Annotated in this window: 15 protein-coding genes; 10 read left to right on the top strand and 5 right to left on the bottom strand. The window is 37.9% G+C overall.

All coding sequences use genetic code 11. The features are described from left to right. Window positions 1-247 precede the first annotated feature (247 nt). The 3 genes from pyrC to AACQ49_RS17380 all read left to right on the top strand — a co-directional run bounded on the left by pyrC (window position 248) and on the right by AACQ49_RS17380 (window position 2684). Window positions 248-1300 carry a dihydroorotase gene (gene pyrC, locus AACQ49_RS17370; protein WP_004248354.1) on the top strand — a complete coding sequence of 351 codons (1053 nt, stop codon included), beginning with the start codon at window positions 248-250 and terminating at the stop codon, window positions 1298-1300. Window positions 1301-1512: 212 nt separating this feature from the next. Continuing rightward, window positions 1513-1767 (top strand): biofilm formation regulator BssS, encoded by a 255-nt coding sequence (gene bssS, locus AACQ49_RS17375; protein ID WP_004248355.1) that lies wholly within the window; start codon window positions 1513-1515, stop codon window positions 1765-1767. A gap of 314 nt (window positions 1768-2081) precedes the next feature. Continuing rightward, a complete protein-coding gene (locus AACQ49_RS17380) occupies window positions 2082-2684 on the top strand; it encodes a response regulator transcription factor (protein WP_004243578.1) in 603 nt (200 codons plus the stop codon). Between the two features lie 339 nt (window positions 2685-3023). On the opposite strand, the gene ttrA is transcribed toward AACQ49_RS17380, so the two are convergent. The 3 genes from ttrA to ttrB are packed head-to-tail and all read right to left on the bottom strand — an operon-like array spanning window position 3024 to window position 7865. After that, the gene (gene ttrA, locus AACQ49_RS17385; protein ID WP_036918565.1) at window positions 3024-6107 is read right to left on the bottom strand and encodes a tetrathionate reductase subunit TtrA; all 3084 of its coding nucleotides are present in this window, start codon (window positions 6105-6107) and stop codon (window positions 3024-3026) included. Beyond that, window positions 6100-7128, bottom strand: a complete 1029-nt coding sequence (gene ttrC, locus AACQ49_RS17390; RefSeq protein WP_004243580.1) for a tetrathionate reductase subunit TtrC — start codon at window positions 7126-7128, stop codon at window positions 6100-6102. Before ttrC ends, ttrA begins: the two co-directional genes overlap by 8 nt. Further along, a complete protein-coding gene (ttrB, locus tag AACQ49_RS17395) occupies window positions 7125-7865 on the bottom strand; it encodes a tetrathionate reductase subunit TtrB (RefSeq protein ID WP_004243581.1) in 741 nt (246 codons plus the stop codon). The genes ttrC and ttrB overlap by 4 nt, the downstream gene beginning before the upstream one ends. Before the next feature lie 163 nt (window positions 7866-8028). Between ttrB and ttrS the strand changes: the two genes are divergently transcribed. From ttrS to AACQ49_RS17420, 5 genes are all read left to right on the top strand, one after another. Further along, window positions 8029-9792: a tetrathionate respiration histidine kinase TtrS gene (gene ttrS / locus AACQ49_RS17400; protein ID WP_017628017.1), complete on the top strand. Its 1764-nt coding sequence runs from the start codon at window positions 8029-8031 to the stop codon at window positions 9790-9792. A 10-nt stretch (window positions 9793-9802) separates the two neighbouring features. After that, on the top strand, window positions 9803-10405 hold the full coding sequence (gene ttrR / locus AACQ49_RS17405; RefSeq protein ID WP_004243584.1) for a tetrathionate respiration response regulator TtrR: 603 nt from the start codon (window positions 9803-9805) through the stop codon (window positions 10403-10405). A 74-nt stretch (window positions 10406-10479) separates the two neighbouring features. Further along, window positions 10480-11421, top strand: a complete 942-nt coding sequence (locus tag AACQ49_RS17410) for a Kdo(2)-lipid IV(A) acyltransferase (protein ID WP_004243585.1) — start codon at window positions 10480-10482, stop codon at window positions 11419-11421. Between the two features lie 284 nt (window positions 11422-11705). After that, window positions 11706-12914, top strand: a complete 1209-nt coding sequence (mdtG, locus tag AACQ49_RS17415) for a multidrug efflux MFS transporter MdtG (protein ID WP_004243586.1) — start codon at window positions 11706-11708, stop codon at window positions 12912-12914. Window positions 12915-13334: 420 nt separating this feature from the next. Further along, on the top strand, window positions 13335-14870 hold the full coding sequence (locus AACQ49_RS17420; RefSeq protein WP_004250754.1) for a peptide MFS transporter: 1536 nt from the start codon (window positions 13335-13337) through the stop codon (window positions 14868-14870). A 613-nt stretch (window positions 14871-15483) separates the two neighbouring features. Here the strand turns inward: AACQ49_RS17420 and AACQ49_RS17425 are convergent. Together AACQ49_RS17425 and AACQ49_RS17430 are read right to left on the bottom strand one after the other, a co-directional pair. Further along, window positions 15484-16419, bottom strand: coding sequence for a DUF4225 domain-containing protein (locus AACQ49_RS17425; RefSeq protein WP_017827843.1), 936 nt, complete (start codon window positions 16417-16419; stop codon window positions 15484-15486). Beyond that, on the bottom strand, window positions 16419-16898 hold the full coding sequence (locus AACQ49_RS17430) for an Hcp family type VI secretion system effector (RefSeq protein ID WP_004243590.1): 480 nt from the start codon (window positions 16896-16898) through the stop codon (window positions 16419-16421). The genes AACQ49_RS17425 and AACQ49_RS17430 overlap by 1 nt, the downstream gene beginning before the upstream one ends. A gap of 542 nt (window positions 16899-17440) precedes the next feature. Here AACQ49_RS17430 and AACQ49_RS17435 point away from each other — a divergent pair. Continuing rightward, a complete protein-coding gene (locus AACQ49_RS17435; RefSeq protein ID WP_036895248.1) occupies window positions 17441-18220 on the top strand; it encodes a PhzF family phenazine biosynthesis protein in 780 nt (259 codons plus the stop codon). Window positions 18221-18320: 100 nt separating this feature from the next. Further along, window positions 18321-18743, top strand: coding sequence for an acyl-CoA thioesterase (locus AACQ49_RS17440; RefSeq protein ID WP_004243592.1), 423 nt, complete (start codon window positions 18321-18323; stop codon window positions 18741-18743). Window positions 18744-18814 lie beyond the last annotated feature (71 nt).

Below are 18814 nucleotides of genomic sequence, written 5' to 3' on the forward strand. Positions count from 1 at the left end.
AGTCGGTAGAACGGCGGACTGTTAATCCGTATGTCACTGGTTCGAGTCCAGTTGGAGGAGCCATTTCTATTAGCATTACCCTCGTAACTATTTGATTTTATTCTCTGTTTTCCCTCACACAATAAAAAATAGCATTAAAAAGGTAGCTATTTAATCGTTTTCGTATTACTATTCATTTCCGGCTTGACTATCCAGTCCAATCCAATCGTTGATCTTTCGATTTTCCTAAGACACACGGAGCCGGTATATGACCACTGCACAACCTATCACCCTCACTATTCGCCGTCCTGATGATTGGCATGTTCACTTTCGTGATGATGACATGCTAAAAACCGTTGTTCCTTATACCAGTCGTTATTTTGGCAGAGCTATCGTAATGCCAAATCTTGTTCCCCCGATCACCACCATTGAAGCCGCCCGTCGTTATCGTGATCGCATAAAAGCAGCTATTCCTAGTGGCGATAAATTCGAACCATTAATGACCTGCTATTTAACGGATAGCACTCTGCCATCAGAAGTTGAACAAGGTTTTCTACAAGGCGTATTTACTGCTTGTAAACTTTATCCCGCCAATGCGACGACAAATTCTAGCCATGGTGTTTCCGATATCAATAAAATCTATCCTATTCTTAGTGTGATGGAAAAAATAGGTATGCCATTGCTTATTCATGGGGAAGTTACTGCATCAGATATCGATATTTTTGATAGAGAAGCTCGTTTTATTGATAACGTGATGGCTCCCGTTCGCAAACAATTTCCTGCCTTAAAAATTGTTTTTGAACATATCACCACCAAAGAAGCGGCACAGTATGTCTTAGAGGGAAATGAATTTCTTGGTGCAACTATTACACCACAACACTTAATGTTTAACCGTAATCATATGCTTGTCGGTGGTGTGAAACCGCACTTGTACTGTTTACCTATCCTTAAGCGTAATGTACACCAAGAGGCATTAAGGCAAGCCGTTGCATCAGGCCATTCGCGTTTCTTCTTAGGTACTGACTCCGCACCTCATTTACAACATCGCAAAGAATCATCTTGTGGATGCGCTGGCGTGTTTAACGCCCCCACCGCTTTAGCAGCTTATGCTAGCGTATTTAAAGAGCTCAATGCCCTTTCTCACTTTGAAGCCTTCTGTTCACTCAATGGCCCACGTTTTTATGGTTTACCGGTTAATGAAGGCTCTATTACCTTAACGGAAAAATCTGTTACTGCACCTGCAAAAATTATGAGTGGTGATGAAGCATTAATCCCCTTCTTAGCAAATGAAGATATTCATTGGGATATTAGTGTCGATTAATCAATTAGTGACTTGATATCTTCTCTTTATGCACCATATAACCCCTTATCTGGGATAGTTATGGTGCATATTTTTTGCTATTCCTCGTTGTACTTTTCCATTTTTCATCAAAATTTAGCTTTTTTATTGCGCCAAATTTCGTATACTGGAAAGTAACCACTTCGTGGGGGCTTCTCTCTTAGTCAAAACCGGTTGTATGATTAGGAGGTATTATGAGTAGAAAAAATGAAGTTATTCAAACACATCCTGTTGTAGGCTGGGATATTAGCACTGTAGATATCTATGATGCGATGATGCTACGTTTACATTATCTTCCTGAAAACGAACACCATCCAGACAATGCAGTGGTTGATAAAACACTTTGGCTTACTACTGATGTAGCAAAACAGTTGATTTATATTCTTCAAGCAGGTATTGATAAAATTGAATCATCTGAAGATTTTGTATCAGACAACACCAAGCATTGATAAAAAGATAAGTTCGAGAAAAGCATTAAGACACCAAGCAGGAGTACTTTCGTACTCCTGTCTCGTTTTTATTGTTATAATCACCTTTCATTTTTATTTCGTTTATCTCTATTATCTATCCCTAACATTTTAATTTTTCATACTGTTTTTTTTAATTAGTTATTATTATAAATTAATTTATATTTAATTAAGTTATTATAATTTTCTTTTTATTCGATATATCTTTCACAAAATGATATATAACCCGAATTGACATAAAACTATGTTATCTTTATTTTAATAACTTGAAAATAGATATCACAAGGAAGTTATTAGTGAAAATATTAATTATTGATGAGTGTTACTTTACTCGTAATGGTATTCGGCATTTCTTCTTAAAAAAAAATGTAAGGCATGAAATTATTGATATGTCTTCTATTGAAGAAGCTAATCATTATATTAATAACTCTATGCCTGATATTATTTTTATTGATCTCACTAAATATTGTCGTGAAGTGGCACATTGTCAGCACTTACAATATTTCTTTTCACTGACTCAAGAGTGTCGTTTATACCTCTATATTGATGCCAACTATCCAGACAAAGATAGACCTATCGCCTTGACAAATAACTGTTTTATCCTTGCTAAACGAGTACTACCTTGGGTATTAGAGAGAACATCAACATTAACTTCTCGTTGCCAAGTTTTTTTCCCCACTTATAAACATTCTCTTTGCTCAATATTTAGCATACAAGAACAAAAAATCATAAATTACTGGATGGGAGAGTTGCCTAACTATCAAATTGCCAAAAAATTAAAAATTAGCAATAGCACCGTTTATTCGCATAAAAGACATATTACTGAAAAAATAAATGTAAAAAATAGAATTGAACTCTTCTTTATATATAATATATTAAAATATATCTATGAGAAATAAATACAAACTTATCGTTTAATGATTGATATATTTTATGGAATGAAATTATGAAGCTAATAGTTTAATTAATTGGAGGAATAACAAATTCCTATTACTTAACATTGAACTCTATAATAGGATTATAAATATGGGTGAATATATCAAAAATTAAAAATATTTAATCACCTAAGAGCAATGTTTTATAACATAAAAAATCTTCTTCATATTCAATATGACACTAAACATATTAATAAGCACAATATGTCATAGAATGACTCACTTCACTCTTACAGCTATCCTAGAGTGAAGTGAGCACCAATAGAGTCATCAACAACAAAAAGACACTATTGCTACATACTATTAGGCGATACGCTCAATCTTTGCCGGTAATCCTTGACGTACAGAGGCACCAGAAACCCAATCTAACCAAGTATTCGTTATTTCTCGTGTTGGATCAGCAAAGCCTAAGTCGTTTAAGTTAATACCACTACCTATTGCTTTATCCATAGCTAATGGTTGCCCATCTAAATAGTGTTGACGTGAGCCTAGCTCTTTATGCCCATAACCATGTTCAATCGCTAACACTCCAGGCATAACCCCCTCTAATAAACTAATTTCAGCCTCAACCTCTCCACCAGGGGTCACTATGCGCACTTTATCACCATGCTTGATCCCCCATTTTTTACCATCTAGCGGATTAATCGCGACTAAATTGCTTGGTTTTACCATTCTTAAACGTTGGATCATGCCCGTTGAGCTACTTACCACATGAGATTTAAAGGACATCAGTTTTAATGGCCATTGCTCTTGTGGAAAATGTTGATGTATATCGCTACCGTCAGATAAACGCGGTGGATAATAAGTTGGGCAACCACTATATCGCTCACCGGTAATAGCATGATGATTCTTCGCTACATTTTCATTCCAGATCTGTAATGGTTTCTTCCATTGCGGGCCTGTCGCATCACCATTCCATGCTTTATCATAAGGAGCAAAACGCCCACCACGAGTATAAATATTCGCCACCCTTAGGACTTCTTCTTCTTTTAAAGTGGCAGTAATAGCAGGAAGAATACGATCGACACCACTTAATAAAATATCTTCATGGCTGGCAGGTGCTACAGGCTGTTCGCCCATAAAGGCAATATTAGCCGCTACACGCAGATAATAATCTTCAGCACTATTAATTGCGTGGAAATGCCCATCTTTATCTTCTAGCGCATTTTCACCAAAGCCGGGTAAGTCTAATGCTTTAGCAACCGCAATGCAGAAAGTTTCCATTGATATAGGTTGACCATCGGCTGTTTTCGCCACACGAGGCTCTACAATCGGCCAACGTGCCGTACTGGCTTTGACTTGTACACCAGACCACGGCGCACTAAATCCCCAACTTTCAAAGTTATGCGTATCAGGCACAATATAGTCCGCCAGTGCAGTGGTCTCATTCATAAAAGCATCGATACCAATAATCAATGGTAGATGCTGTGGATCTTTAAGACGCGCTTCCATAACTTGGCGAATACCTGCAATACCGTATAGCGGGTTCGTCATATTGGTTATCCATGCTTTTAATGAATAAGGATAACCCGCTAATGCCGATCCCAGTTGCTCTGTTAATTGCCCTGCGGCAAACGGATACCACGGTGCTTTAGCAGGATAAGGTGACTCCCCTTTCGCGATCCGTTCACGATATTCATCAGATTGTTCATAGGCCGCTTTACTGCGCGATAGCACCATTCCTTTAGGCTTAATTTTGCCTTTAAAGCTATCCATGTTGTAACGAGGGCCATCTATCGCACCATTAAATTTACCTCCACCGACAGATACTCCCCCTTTCAGGTTTAGATTTCCAATTAAAGCGTTTAGCATGATGACACTCCACGCCGTATAGAAACCATTTCCCCCCATCATGCCACCATGTGAGATAACCGCAGCTTTTCGTCCGTAGTCAGTAAATTCACGCGCTAAGGCAACAATAGTGCTTTCAGGTACTTTACAACGTTCACTATACTCCGCCAATGACATGCGACTTGCAGCTTCAGTTAATAATTGGAAACTTGATTTTACTGTAACCTCAATACCTGTTTTTAATGTCACTTTTTGAGTAACAAAAAGCTGTGCTCTGTCTATTTGCGTCGCTGCTGTAAGCTGTCCATTAAGGGCTATAACCATATTTTGCGCTTCGCCATCATCGGCAATATCCTCAAGATGCGCGGCGGTTAACATCTGCCCTGACAGTGGATGATTTTCATCACTAATGACTAAATGTGTCGCATTAGTCCAGCTTCGCTCTCCAACATTATTCATCGACACTTCACTGGGCACCGATAAATACTCAGCATTATAGCGTTTGTTTTCAATGATCCAGCGGATCATACCCATCACTAAAGCAGCATCTGTTCCCGGTTGCACGGGTACCCAATGGCCATGATCATTAGCTAACGTGGTGGTTAATGGCAAAGCAGGTGCCACAACCACATAGTTAAATGAGCCACGAATACGCGCATTCGCTAATTGGCGACCTTGGCGTTTAAATGGATTACCTGATTGCGCAGGTGAGGTACCTAAAAATAGTGCAAATTCAACATGATCCCAATCAGGCTTCACATGAGCGTTTTTATCCAGATCATTCATTAATGCACCGGAGCCGGCACGATACGCTAATCCACAATAAGAGCCATGAGCCCCAAAATTTTTACTACCAAAGGCATTTTGTGCAAAGCGACGAATAAAGCTATCTCGGCCATCATCCCCAGCATTAGTAACTAATAACTGATTTGCTTTAGGTCCTAGGGCTGGCTGTTTAGGATCAATGGGTGTTGCTAAATCGCGGATAGCACGTAAGCCATCAACATGCCCTTCACCAAATAAATCGCCCCCCTCAACCACTTCTTTGATCAGTTGCTCAAAGCTAATTCGTTGCCATTTCCCCTCACCTCGTTTACCCACTCGTTTCATGGGTTCAAGAATACGAGTAGGACTATCGAGGCTTTCCATCATTGTCGCACCACGGGCACAAGCCGTAGAGCGGTTAGCTAAACCACTTTCGCCCCCCATTTTTTCAAAGGCTTCTTTTATTGGCATGTTATAACCAAAATGGATATCCTGAGATAATGGGTGATAAGGATTTCCTGCAATACGTAATACTTGATTATTGTTACGATCGACTCTCGCACGCACACCGCACTGAGTCCAACAACCAAAGCACTGAGTCATACAAACAGCTTGATTGGTATTAGGTTGCCAATTCGCTTTCGCCGTGATTTTACCTTCTGGTAATAAAGAGTTACCGTTGATCCTATCCAAAGTAACCTTACCAGAAGTCCCATCAACGAGACCGTCGACAGCACGCTTAGCAACATCGCGATAACTGGCAGCAAATGCGGCAATACCACCGATAACCAATCCACCTTTAAGCCATTGACGTCTTGTAAACTTAGCCATGCTGTACTCTCCTGACAACCCAACGAATACTTTCTCTGAATATAATGGTTAACGCTATCCAAAGCCCAAATGTTCCAACAATCGCTAATAATCCATCATTACCCAGCGGGAACTGATAAGGATTGGTAATAATGTTATATTTGGGAATATATTGGCTTCCCATTAACATTAGCCAACGTAATACCCACGCTAATCCCATTGAAATAAAAGCCATTACAGTAATAAATGCCACTGAGCGTGCCTGTTTTGCCATTAATCCGCCCATAGCAACAGACACTATCCATAAGGCAATAACCCCTATCGCACTCCACCAGCCTAAACTTCCTATTGCCAATTGTTGCCTAATGGCTTGTCCTGAAATAGTATCCCCCGCAATCCAAAAACCTGTACATACAGCAAGTAACATTAAAGATCCGATAAACCACATAGCCAGTTCACGCTGATACACAGGCTCTCGTCGCGTGCCTAATGCTAATAGCGTAGGCAATACTTGCATGGCACTAAAAAACAGTAATATCGGCAGCCAGTAGGTATAAAGCACCGGTCTTGCTTTTAAAATAGAAGCTTCACGGCCGGTATAGAGCAATAAACCTATCGAGGTTAAGGCGCAGGCTAAAGCAACCCAACGCGTTAACTTATATTCACGTTTCCACACTAAACGCACGACCATGGCAATAAAGTACAAAATACTAAATGCAGAGAAGAGTGGCAGTAATAGTGATCCCCATGCCATCCACGACCAAGGCGTTGGATAAGCATAAAAATGCCAAACACGTGCGGTTTGATGGAGATCAGCGGTTAATGCTAAAGGGGCGGTGATCCCCGCCGTAACAGCAATAAAAACCGCAACAGCTTCTAAACGAGGATTACCTGTACGCCCTTTCCAACATTGCCAGCATGCATAAAGTGTTGCGCAACACGCAATGCCGATAAAAAAGAAATATTGAACTGCCCAAGGTAACCAAAAGTATTCTTGGGGGATCGCTATCACTTCTTGAATTTGCGAAACGGATGAAATCATGAGTGAACCTCCTGCCATAATGCGGGTTGCCCTTGTCCAACTAATGGCTGCACAAATGCATCATCTAAACCAAGATAAAAAACTTGTGGCAAGGTGCCACTTTCTGGTTTAAGTACTTTTAATTCATGTTCATGCTCGCGGATCATTTTACTTATCGTGCTGTGTGGATCTTTCATATCACCGATAATACGAGCGCCCCCCACACAAGATTCAACACAGGCAGGTAATAACCCAACTTCTAGGCGATGAGCACAAAAAGTACATTTATCGGCTGTCTGAGTGGAATGGTTGATAAAACGGGCATCATAAGGACATGCTTGCACACAATAAGCACAGCCTACACAACGTTCATTATCAATCACGACGATCCCGTCTTTGCGTTGAAATGTTGCTTGAACAGGGCAAACAGGTACACACGGAGGCTCGTCACAATGGTTACATAATCTAGGGAGTAAGACGTTCGTTATCCCCTCTTGTCCCTTGATAGCAACTTGATATTGGTTTACTGTCGTCCTAAATTGTCCTTGTGGCGTTTGGTTTTCAATCGTACAGCTCACTGTACAAGATTGACACCCAACACAACGACGCAGATCGATCAGCATGCCATAACGTTTATCCTCTGAGCCTTCACGGCGCTCTGGGGATAGTTTAATGCCTGCTTGAGAGAGAGGAACCAGTGAAGCACCTGCGGTAAGGACCCCTAATTGTTGTAAGAATTTTCGTTTACCAAGATCCATATTTGTCTCCAGTATCACTCAGTAAATACCTGCCACATTGAGCGAAGGGAATAAAAAATAAGTATTTATGGCATTGTAAAAATTACTGAGTCCTCCACCTATTGTGGTTTACCACATACTCGGTGCGAACTTGATCCAAAACAATATTTAACATTAGATAGTTATGACGATAAAACAGACAATTGGGATAAAAAAAATCGCTAGTTTGAGCTTATTACTGCTCTTTTTTCTACTCTCTTCTTCTGCGGTTGCCAAAGAGTGGACTATTGGTGTGTTAGCGTTGCGAGGCGACGCCTCAACCCAAAGACATTGGCAACCGCTTATCGATACCTTAGATCAACAAATACCCACAGATAGCTTTCTGCTGTTACCACTTAACTTGTCAGAAATGAAGCAAGCAGTGGCAGACAAGAGAGTAGATTTTCTATTGACGAATCCAGCGCAATTTGTCCAGCTTGATAGTGCATATCCGCTACGTTGGTTACTCTCTTTACGCTCGGGTTATGAGCCGGATAACACAACAAGAAATGTGATTGGTAGCCTTATTTTGGTGCGCAAAGACAGCGCAATTACATCGATTCATGAATTAGTCGGAAAGCGTGTTGGCGCCATTGCACCAGATGCCTTTGGTGGATATCTGTTAGGTTACAAAGCACTGCGTGAAGAAGGGATTGATCCTGAACAGGATTTTACATTACGTTTTAGTGGTTTTCCGGCTGATGCGTTACTTTACTTATTACGTGATGGCGATATTAATGCAGCGATCATCCCAGTTTGTTTATTAGAAAATATGGATAACGAAGGTCTTATTAATAAAGAAGATTATCGTCCATTATTAAATTATTCTACCAATACTTCTTGTTTAACCAGTACTCCGCTCTATCCTAATTGGTCATTTGCTGCATTAGATACTGTTCCTGACACATTAGTGGATAAAGTAACACGAACATTACTCAATGATGAAAGCGACGCCATGAAATGGGGGGCACCCGCTTCTCATTCTCAAGTGGAAAATTTACTCCGAGAAGTCAACCAACACCCAAGGCAGCGACAACTTTGGCAAGATGCGAAAATTTGGGCTATCCAGCACCGTTTTATTATCGGATTATCATTGGGTGCCATTATCTTACTGGTTTTCAACCAAATCTGGATTAGTTATTTGGTCAGAAGACGTAGCCATCAATTAGAACAAGCGCATATCCATTTAAGAGAGCAAAAAGAGGCATTAGAACAAGCTCAGCGTTTAAATATTTTAGGTGAAATGGCGTCAGGCTTTGCTCATGAGCTTAATCAACCTCTTTCTGCGATCAAAAGTTATGCCCAAGGTAGTGCTATCCGCCTAGAAAAAGAGAACAAAAATCATCCATTACTCCCCGCATTACGACAGATAGACCAACAAGCCCAACGTGGCGCAGATATTATTCGCAATCTACGTTTATGGGTAGGTAAGCAATCAGCAAATAGTGATACAGTGCCACTGTCAGAACAAAATATTGCCCAATGTATTGAACATATTTGGCGGTTATTACGTATTGATGAAAAATATCCACAAGTGACTCTGATCACTAAGATTGATAAACATGATACCCTATACTTACCTGAAACATTATTAGAGCAAATATTATCTAATTTGATCACCAATAGCCTACAGGCGGGTACTAAAGTGCTACAGATAAGCACCCATAAAGCGCCAGATAGGTTGTTAATTGTGATCAAAGATGATGCGGGAGGAATGAGCCATAGCCAGCTTGAACAACCTTTCTCCCCTTTTCAAACCACCAAAACAGAAGGTCTTGGTTTAGGTTTGGTGATTTGCCAACGCTTATTAAATTCACAAGGTGCTGATATTCACATAGAAAATCAAAAAGATAAGCAAAATAATGTTGGATTAAAAATCACCCTTATTTTCCCCAATAACAATAATTAGAGGAAGAAAAATGCCAACAATTCATCTGGTTGATGACGATCTCGCCGTCACCGATGCTTGCCAATTTCTATTAGAAAGCTTAGGTTATGCGGCGCAGGTTTGGAATGACAGCGAATATTTTCTCCATAATATTGACCTTTATCAGCAAGGGGTTGTGCTGTTAGACATGAGAATGCCTAAAGCAGATGGTAGACAAGTACATCAATATTTAATTGAAAAACACAGTACGCTAGCAGTGATTTTCTTAACGGGTCATGGTGATATTCCGATGGCGGTTGAAGAAATAAAAAAAGGTGCCATTGATTTTTTACAAAAACCCGTTGATAGCAATGCATTACTCTCTGCACTGAAATCCGCCTTTACCGAAACTGCAACACGCTTTACGGCTGATGATATCCGTCGCCGTTATGCCTCACTGACACCAAGAGAAAAAGATATTGCATATTATGTTATTCAAGGCCTAATGAATCGAGAAATTGCTGAAACTGCCTGTGTTTCTATCAGAACAGTTGAGGTACATCGAGCAAAAGTGATGGATAAAATGGCCGTTAAAAATATCGCAGAATTAGTTACCGCATTACAAGGAATTGATATTGTAGCGCCAAATTTATGACAAAATTTCTGATCTGCGGTAAAAAGTGTCACAATATAGAATATTCATTGGAAAAATAGTAAATAGATAGGCTTATGATAAAGTCACCTCCATTTAAAACATCATTTTTACAGCCCAAATATTGGCTGACATGGTTGGGGATAGGATTACTCTATCTTCTCGTTCTGCTCCCTTATCCCGTTATCTACTGGTTGGGTACACGGCTAGGTCGTTTATCTAAAGTCTTTTTAAAAAAACGTGTACAAATAGCAGAACGTAATCTTGAGCTATGTTTTCCTGACATGCCTAAAAATGAACGTGAAGCGTTAGTGAATAAAAACTTCGAATCCGTAGGTATGGGGCTATTTGAAACAGGAATGGCTTGGTTTTGGCCTGATTGGCGTGTGAAACGTTGGTTTAAAATCAGTGGTAGAGAAAATATTCAAAAAGTACAAGAAACTGGCCAAGGTATTATTGTCGTTGGTATACACTTTTTAACTCTAGAGTTAGGTGCACGTATATTTGGCATGCTAAACCCCGGTATTGGTGTGTATCGCCCTAATGACAATCCAGTTATGGACTGGTTACAAACTTGGGGTCGTTTGCGTTCTAACAAATTTATGTTAGATAGAAAAGATGTCAAAGGTATGATCCGCAATTTAAAAGCAGGAGAGATCCTCTGGTATGCCCCTGACCACGATTACGGCCCACGAAAGAGTGTCTTTGCCCCACTTTTTGCCGTAGATAAAGCAGCGACAACAACAGGAACCTATATTCTAGTCAAAACCAGTCATCCGGCTCTGATCCCGTTTACACCAAAGCGCTTACCTGAAGCAAAAGGTTATGAACTAATTATTTCACCTGCCGTAGCTGATTTTCCCATCGATAGTGAAGAAAACACCGCTATCGCAATGAATAAAGTGGTCGAACAAGAAATTTTACGTGCTCCTGATCAATATATGTGGTTACACCGTCGTTTTAAAACCCGCCCACCTGGAGAAGCTTCTTTATATAATGAGATAAAGAAAGTACACTAGTCCCCATCAGTGACTGTTTTAATAAAAAAACAGTCACTGACAAACAGATTGACTCTCTTAACCAAGATTAAAATACAAGACTAAAATAATAAAATTAGCCATACTCACTACTATTATTTCCTGCAAATAAACACATTATAAAGCACTACCTATCGTTGTTATTTTGTATTATGGCGATATTCTTATTTAAGAATAGATAACCAACATTGAGATAAAAAAAACAACGCAAACACCATTATTCTCACTTTATGTGCTTCGTTTACATTCTTAGATAAAGGAGTGACATGAACCTAAAGCCCCGCAACAATTCTTGGAAACGAAATCTCTACATTGTCTGGTTTGGTTGTTTTTTAACGGGTGCCGGCTTTAGCTTGATTATGCCTTTTCTACCATTGTATGTAGAAGAGCTTGGCATTAAAGATCATGAGTCCTTAAACCTATGGACTGGTGTCGCTTTTAGTATTACTTTTCTCTTTTCTGCCATAGCGGCACCTTTTTGGGGAAAATTGTCAGATAGAAAAGGACGCAAATTAATGCTATTACGTTCTGCCTTAGGTATGGCGATCGTCATGGTACTCATTGGTTTTGCTCAAAATATTTGGCAACTGTTAATTTTACGCGCTTTATTAGGGGTATTAGGGGGTTTTGTGCCTAATGCTAATGCTCTTATCGCCACACAAGTGCCCGTTAAAAAAAGTGGTTGGGCATTAGGAACTCTTTCTACGGGTGCGGTAAGTGGTGCATTAATTGGGCCATTAATTGGTGGAATACTTGCCGATCTCTACGGTTTACGTCCGGTTTTCTTTATTACAGCCGCGGTTTTATTTATCTGTTTTATAGTGACCCTATTTTTTGTTAGCGAAAATTTTACCCCTGTTTCTAAAAAAGATGCATTATCCACCCAGCAAGTTTTTTCATCACTCAAAAATAAAAGATTAGTCATTTGCCTGTTTTTCACCACCATGATTATCCAAGTGGCAACAGGCTCTGTTACGCCTATTTTAACACTTTATATCCGTGATCTAGCCGGCTCTATCAGTAATCTTGCCTTTATTAGTGGTGTGATTGCATCTGTTCCCGGTATTGCCGCTTTAATTAGTGCCCCTCGTTTTGGTAAATTAGGTGATCGCATAGGCCCTGATAAGGTGCTTATTTTCACATTGGGTTTATCTATTTTTATGCTTATTCCGATGGCACTCGTCAGTAATTATTGGGAACTAGGCGCATTACGTTTTTTATTGGGTGCAGTAAACGCTGCCATGTTACCTGCGGTACAAACGCTTATTTTATACAATATTACCCCTGCAATTGCTGGTCGAATTTTCAGCTATAATCAAGCCTTACGAGATGTAGGAAATGTTACTGGACCGTTAATGGGCGCGTTTGTTGCGGCCAATTATGGATTTAGAGCTGTTTTTTATTTCACCGCTGCGGTGGTATTTTTTAATCTTATTTACTCATGGATAAGCTTTCGTACCCCGCAAAGAAAATAGTCAAAAAATCCACCAATAGATTTAGTTAATAGTTTTTTTTCAATAAAAAATTACACTTTCTCTCTTAAAGGTCTAATTGTTAATTTTTTTATTTTATTTTTCATAATTTATTGTTTAATAAGAAAAATATTTACACACCACGTTTACACCTCTTTACTTTTTCTTGTCCTTTTTTTTCAAAAAATTGCAAGGTTAACTATTGCAAAATGAGATTTTTATCGACTTTTGCACTAAAAAATGGTTTATAAAGTATTAAATATGCTTTTAGTCACTGAAGTTCACTAAAAGTGTGTTAAAAATATATTAATTAAATGTAGTAGCAATTGATAACAGAATGAAATAATTCTGTATTGCCTCCTACTGATATTTTGTTCTTTTTACTTGCAAACGACCTGCAAAGGTTTTTTTTGGGAATTTAAGATGCAATCTACTCACTCAAAATCAAGCCGAACCTTTTTTGGCCATCCATACCCTTTAAGCTCTCTGTTCTTCACAGAAATGTGGGAGAGATTTTCTTTCTACGGTATTCGCCCATTATTAATCCTATTTATGGCTGCAACCGTTTATGAAGGTGGTATGGATATTCCTCGAGAGCAGGCATCTGCTATTGTGGGAATTTTTGCTGGTGGTGTTTATTTAACATCATTGCCAGGAGGTTGGCTGGCTGATAATTGGTTGGGACAACGTCTTGCGGTTTGGTATGGCTCTATCTTTATTGCATTAGGGCACCTTTCTATCGCACTTTCAGCGTTTTGGTCTCAGAACCTATTTTTTATCGGCTTATTGCTTATCGTATTAGGTACAGGCCTATTTAAAACCTGTGTCACTGTTATGGTGGGAACCCTGTATAAAAAAGATGATACACGCCGCGATGGTGGTTTCTCCTTGTTTTATATGGGGATCAATATGGGCTCATTTATCGCACCACTGATCACCGGCTTCTTAGTCCGTGATTATGGCTGGCATTGGGGCTTTGGTATTGGTGGTATTGGTATGCTAGTTGCACTACTGATCTTCCGCTTTTATGCCGTACCGACAATGCGTCGCTTTGATAAAGAAGTTGGCTTAGATTCAAGTTGGGATCGCCCTACTGTTGTGCGTCGTAATGTCGGACAATGGGTATTAGCACTTGCTGTGATATTAATTGCCATTGTTGGTTTAATTATTTCAGGCACTATTCCATTTAATCCGGTTATTGTTGCCAATTTTATGGTTTATGTGATCTCCGGCAGTGTTATCGCCTATTTTATCTATTTATTCCTATTTGCAGGATTAAGTAGTAGTGACCGTTCTCGCCTGTTTGTTTGCTTCCTATTATTAGTTTCAGCGGCACTGTTTTGGTCTGCATTCGAACAAAAACCAACCTCATTTAACTTATTTGCTAACGACTATACTGATCTAAATTTTATGGGCTTTGAGATCCCAGCGGTTTGGTTCCAATCAGTCAATGCGCTATTTATTATTATTCTTGCCCCTGTATTTAGCTGGTTATGGCCAATGCTAGCACGCAACAATATGAATTTAAGTAGCATGAGCAAATTTGTGATTGGTATTTTATTCGCTGCAGGTGGCTTTACCGTCATGATGTACGCCTCTGAAAGCGTGCTTGCAACAGGCAGTGGTGTTTCACCATTATGGTTAATTTCCAGTATTTTATTGCTGACCCTAGGTGAATTATGTTTAAGCCCTATAGGACTTGCGACGATGACCATTTTAGCGCCAGCAAGAATGCGTGGACAGGTTATGGGTTTATGGTTCTGTGCGAGTGCATTAGGTAACTTAGCCGCAGGTTTAATGGGTGGAAATATTCGTCCTGATAAACTTGATGTTATGCCTGATTTCTTCTCTCACGTCTCTATAGCATTGGTTATTTGTGCTGTTGTTCTTGCAGCATTAATTATTCCTGTGCGTAAACTGTTACAAAGTGCAGATGATAAAGAGAATGCGCAAGCATAATGAGTTTTAGGTAACATTTTTTACCCTATAACTCAACTACGCTCCTCAAATTAGACACTTCTACTCTAATTTGGGGAGTTTTTTTATAAAAATAAAATATAAATGCAAAGTTCTATATAGAGATACACCACAGATATTAGAAATAAAGAAAAGAGGTCTCACAGACTATGTTCTGAAAGTGACAATAAAAAATGATATCATAGAAGAGAAATTTACGAGATAATGCTTCAATAGAAAATTTTCGTTCTGCTTAAAATTGAGTCTTTTAATTAAATAAATTAAAATGTTAACCTTGAAAACTACTCAAGGGTATAGGATAAGCCATATGCTAAACAAAAAAGAAAAAAACATATTGAGAAATATAGAAAAAAGTGTTTTATGTAGAAATATAAAATTTAATATAAAGTGTAATTTACAAACCACTTTTTTTACAATAGTTTTCTCTCTTTTCTTTATTTTTAGTAAAAGTATAACTCTTACACTACAAAGTAAAATATCAATTAGCTTATTAATCGTTCTATTTGTATATTTATTTGGCTCATGGCATTCATTCCGAAATATAAAACTAGCAACAAAATTAACAATTATATATATAAAAATAAAAATAAAAAATTTAGTTATCAGTATATTCCGAAAGTAATAACCTAAACTTATTTGCTGCCATAGCAGAAGTATATAAGAAATAAGGATGTGACATTTGTTTTACTTTAAATGTAAAATCAGCACGCATTGCATGCCATAAAAAAAGCCCCCCCTTTTCATTCAACCAACGATCAATTAAGCTAGGATACATAGCTTTATTTCTATTTTTTATAGGAATAAAAGGAGTATTTAGTAACCTTTTAGGATCTTTTAATTTAACTAATGCACCAAATGAAAGAAACAAACTAACACCAAAATCTACTGTCTTGTAAGTCAACGCCCCGCTATTCCTACTATATCCCGCATATTCAGAAATATCAGCCATAATATTTTGTATGTAATTATTATTATACCCTCCAGACTCACCTTTAGTTATCTCATATTGGATGATAGCACTATGTTCAGCGATATCACTAAATCCTGTTGCAATAGCCAAAGTACCTATTCCTTTTAATTTATTTGATCTCACTATTTTTCCTGTTTTAAATGTCAAATATCCACCCGCTATTTGAACACCACCACCAAGGACTTGAAACCCTTCTCTTGTATAGAAAATCCATCCCTGCTCTTCAAATTTTTTTGTACTTTCATAAATAGACCAGTCTTTTCTTCTCCCCTTCTGATAATCCGTCTCTTCATTTTGATATAAATAAATAAGACCATTAAATATATTTTGGCGACTATTTCTATAAGTAAAATAATCTTCACCACTGTTCATTTTTCGATAAAATTCTTCACGTAAATATGCTATCGTCCTACTAATATTCTCCCTATAAATTGTTTTTATTTCGGGATCATGCAAAAGATAAACTGTCGCACGCTCAGAAAGAGTTTTCAATTTACGACAATAATCATCAAATTCACGATTGTAAGCTGGTATAGTTGATAATACTCTAGCTGTTGGCATCAGAACCCCCTTTCATCCCAAATGCTATAAGAACTTGTTCCTGCCGTTACGTGTTCCCACACCACTGATTTAAATCGTATTGAAAGACTTTCTTCTGGCTGAGAATCATTATGTGTCACAGAATTAGGATAGAAACAGTTTAAGTTAGTAATAGAAGCTTCTGTAAGTTTTATTTTATAATATAATTCAACTCCACCAGACATAGAGGTACGATAAAATGAAAAATTACAAGTTAATATTTCATTATTTGTCAATGCCTGAGCAAGCAATGGGGATGATTTATCAATTGGCTTACGAATATCTATTGGTTGAAAACTAACATTTTGGCTGATAGAAATATTAGAGGAAAATTCAAATATTAGTATTTCATCTTCATGACCAATCTGGTATTTATTACCAATAGAATCAATCGTTGAAGCTCCCCGTGAAATCAACCCTTGTTTGTTGCCTGTTATTGACAGATAGATGATATTTGCCATACTTTATCCTTTATAATACCTAATGTTACAAGTTTTTAAGTTAGTCAATATTAGTTTAATAAAATTAAATCATTATACGACCAATATCAATACTAAGTAAAAACATTTAATTTATAAATAATATAGTCAAACTATTGTTAACAATACCACAAAATTTTACTAAAACTAACTAGAGATTAAAAAATTTGAATCACTTCAAGTAATTTATTGTCATTTTACAATTGTTGAAGTTTTACTCTATTTTTATAGAGCCTATTAATTTTATAAATAATCCTGATATAGATTGATTGTTTTTCAGGTATAAATGCTCTGTGCACTTCATCAATCATTTATAGTTAAAAAATAAATTAAGCTATTTTTGTTATAAAAATATTTATTCTTCAAATATTTTCTTGATCTTATTGACAAATACTCCATTTTTAATAATTCATTAATTATATTATTCTAAATCCCCTACTTCTTATTTTTACTTCCAGCCACTTTTTATCACTGTTTTGCTCTGCTAAATTGTTTCTTCTTCCTCTTTCCGATTAAGGTACTTTATGAACACGCTTCCCATTTATTATGTTAACGCTTTTACTTCAACACCTTTTTCCGGAAATCCGGCTGCGGTTATTTTGTTAGATAAATGGCTACCCGATGACACACTACTTAAATTAGCTAATGAGATTGGTTTACCTGAAACGGCTTTTTTAGTTGCCAATCATATTCGCTGGTTTACGCCTAAAGTAGAAGTTCCCCTATGTGGACATGCGACTTTAGCCACGGCTTTTGTATTAAAAACGATTAACAAAGCACCTGCGACAAGCTTTAAATTCCATTCTTTGTCTGGAGAGCTCACGGTATCTTGTCATTCTTCAAGTTTTACTCTCGATTTTCCTCAAGTACCTGCATCATTAAATCCAACTATAAAACCATCATTAGAAACGGCACTAAACATAGATATTGAAGAAGTTTGGCAATCTCACGACAGATATACCTGCTTTGTGGCTGATCCTAACAAGGTTATTGATTATCAACCTGACTTTAATGCTATAACACAACTACCACTTCCCGGTGTAATATTGACCGCGAAAGGTCATGCGCCTTTTGATTTTATTTCACGCTTTTTTGCACCACGTAAAGGGGTTAATGAAGATCCGGTAACTGGCACTTCACATTGTGTATTAGCTCCAATTTGGGCAAAAAAATTAAACAAAGATAAATTAAATGCCAGACAAGTTTCCGCGAGGGGAGGCAATATACAGTGTGAACTCAAACAAGAGCGCTTATTGCTTACTGGTGATGCTGTACTATTTTTAACCGGTGAAATAACCTTTTAAAATTAAAGAGGAATATCATCTATTCCTCTCCTTTGCTTTCATTTTTCTCTATTTTATACTTTAGGATCATCCCTACTGTATAGAAAGATAAGGTTTTATTATGTCCACAACGGATTTATCTCTAGAGTTGCAAGATAAAATTAAACACTCAATCACCCGCGTCTCTAAAGTTATTTTTCCAACCACCACCAATCATCACTCCACACTCTTTGGCGGAACGGCATTAGCATGGATGGATGAAGTCTCTTTTATTACCGCTACGCGCTTTTGCCGTAAACGTTTAGTGACAGTTTCTACAGAGAAAATTAATTTTAATCACCCTATTCCCTCTGGCACCATTATTGAATTAGTTGGTGAGGTAATACGTGTCGGGCGTACCAGTCTAACGGTAAATGTTTCTATTTTTCTCGAAGATATGTATGCCGAAGGACGAGAAGAAGTGATCCACGGCCAATTTAATTTTGTTGCCGTTGATGAGCATGGTAAGCCAACCCCTTTATTCGATAAACCATCGCTTTTATAACCGCTAATCTGTCGTTTTATTCTTCAAATTAAAAACGACAGATTTTATTATGCTGTGGGTTAATTAATATC

The organism is Proteus sp. G2675 (assembly GCF_963886535.1).
GTDB classification, from domain to species: Bacteria; Pseudomonadota; Gammaproteobacteria; order Enterobacterales; family Enterobacteriaceae; genus Proteus; species Proteus mirabilis.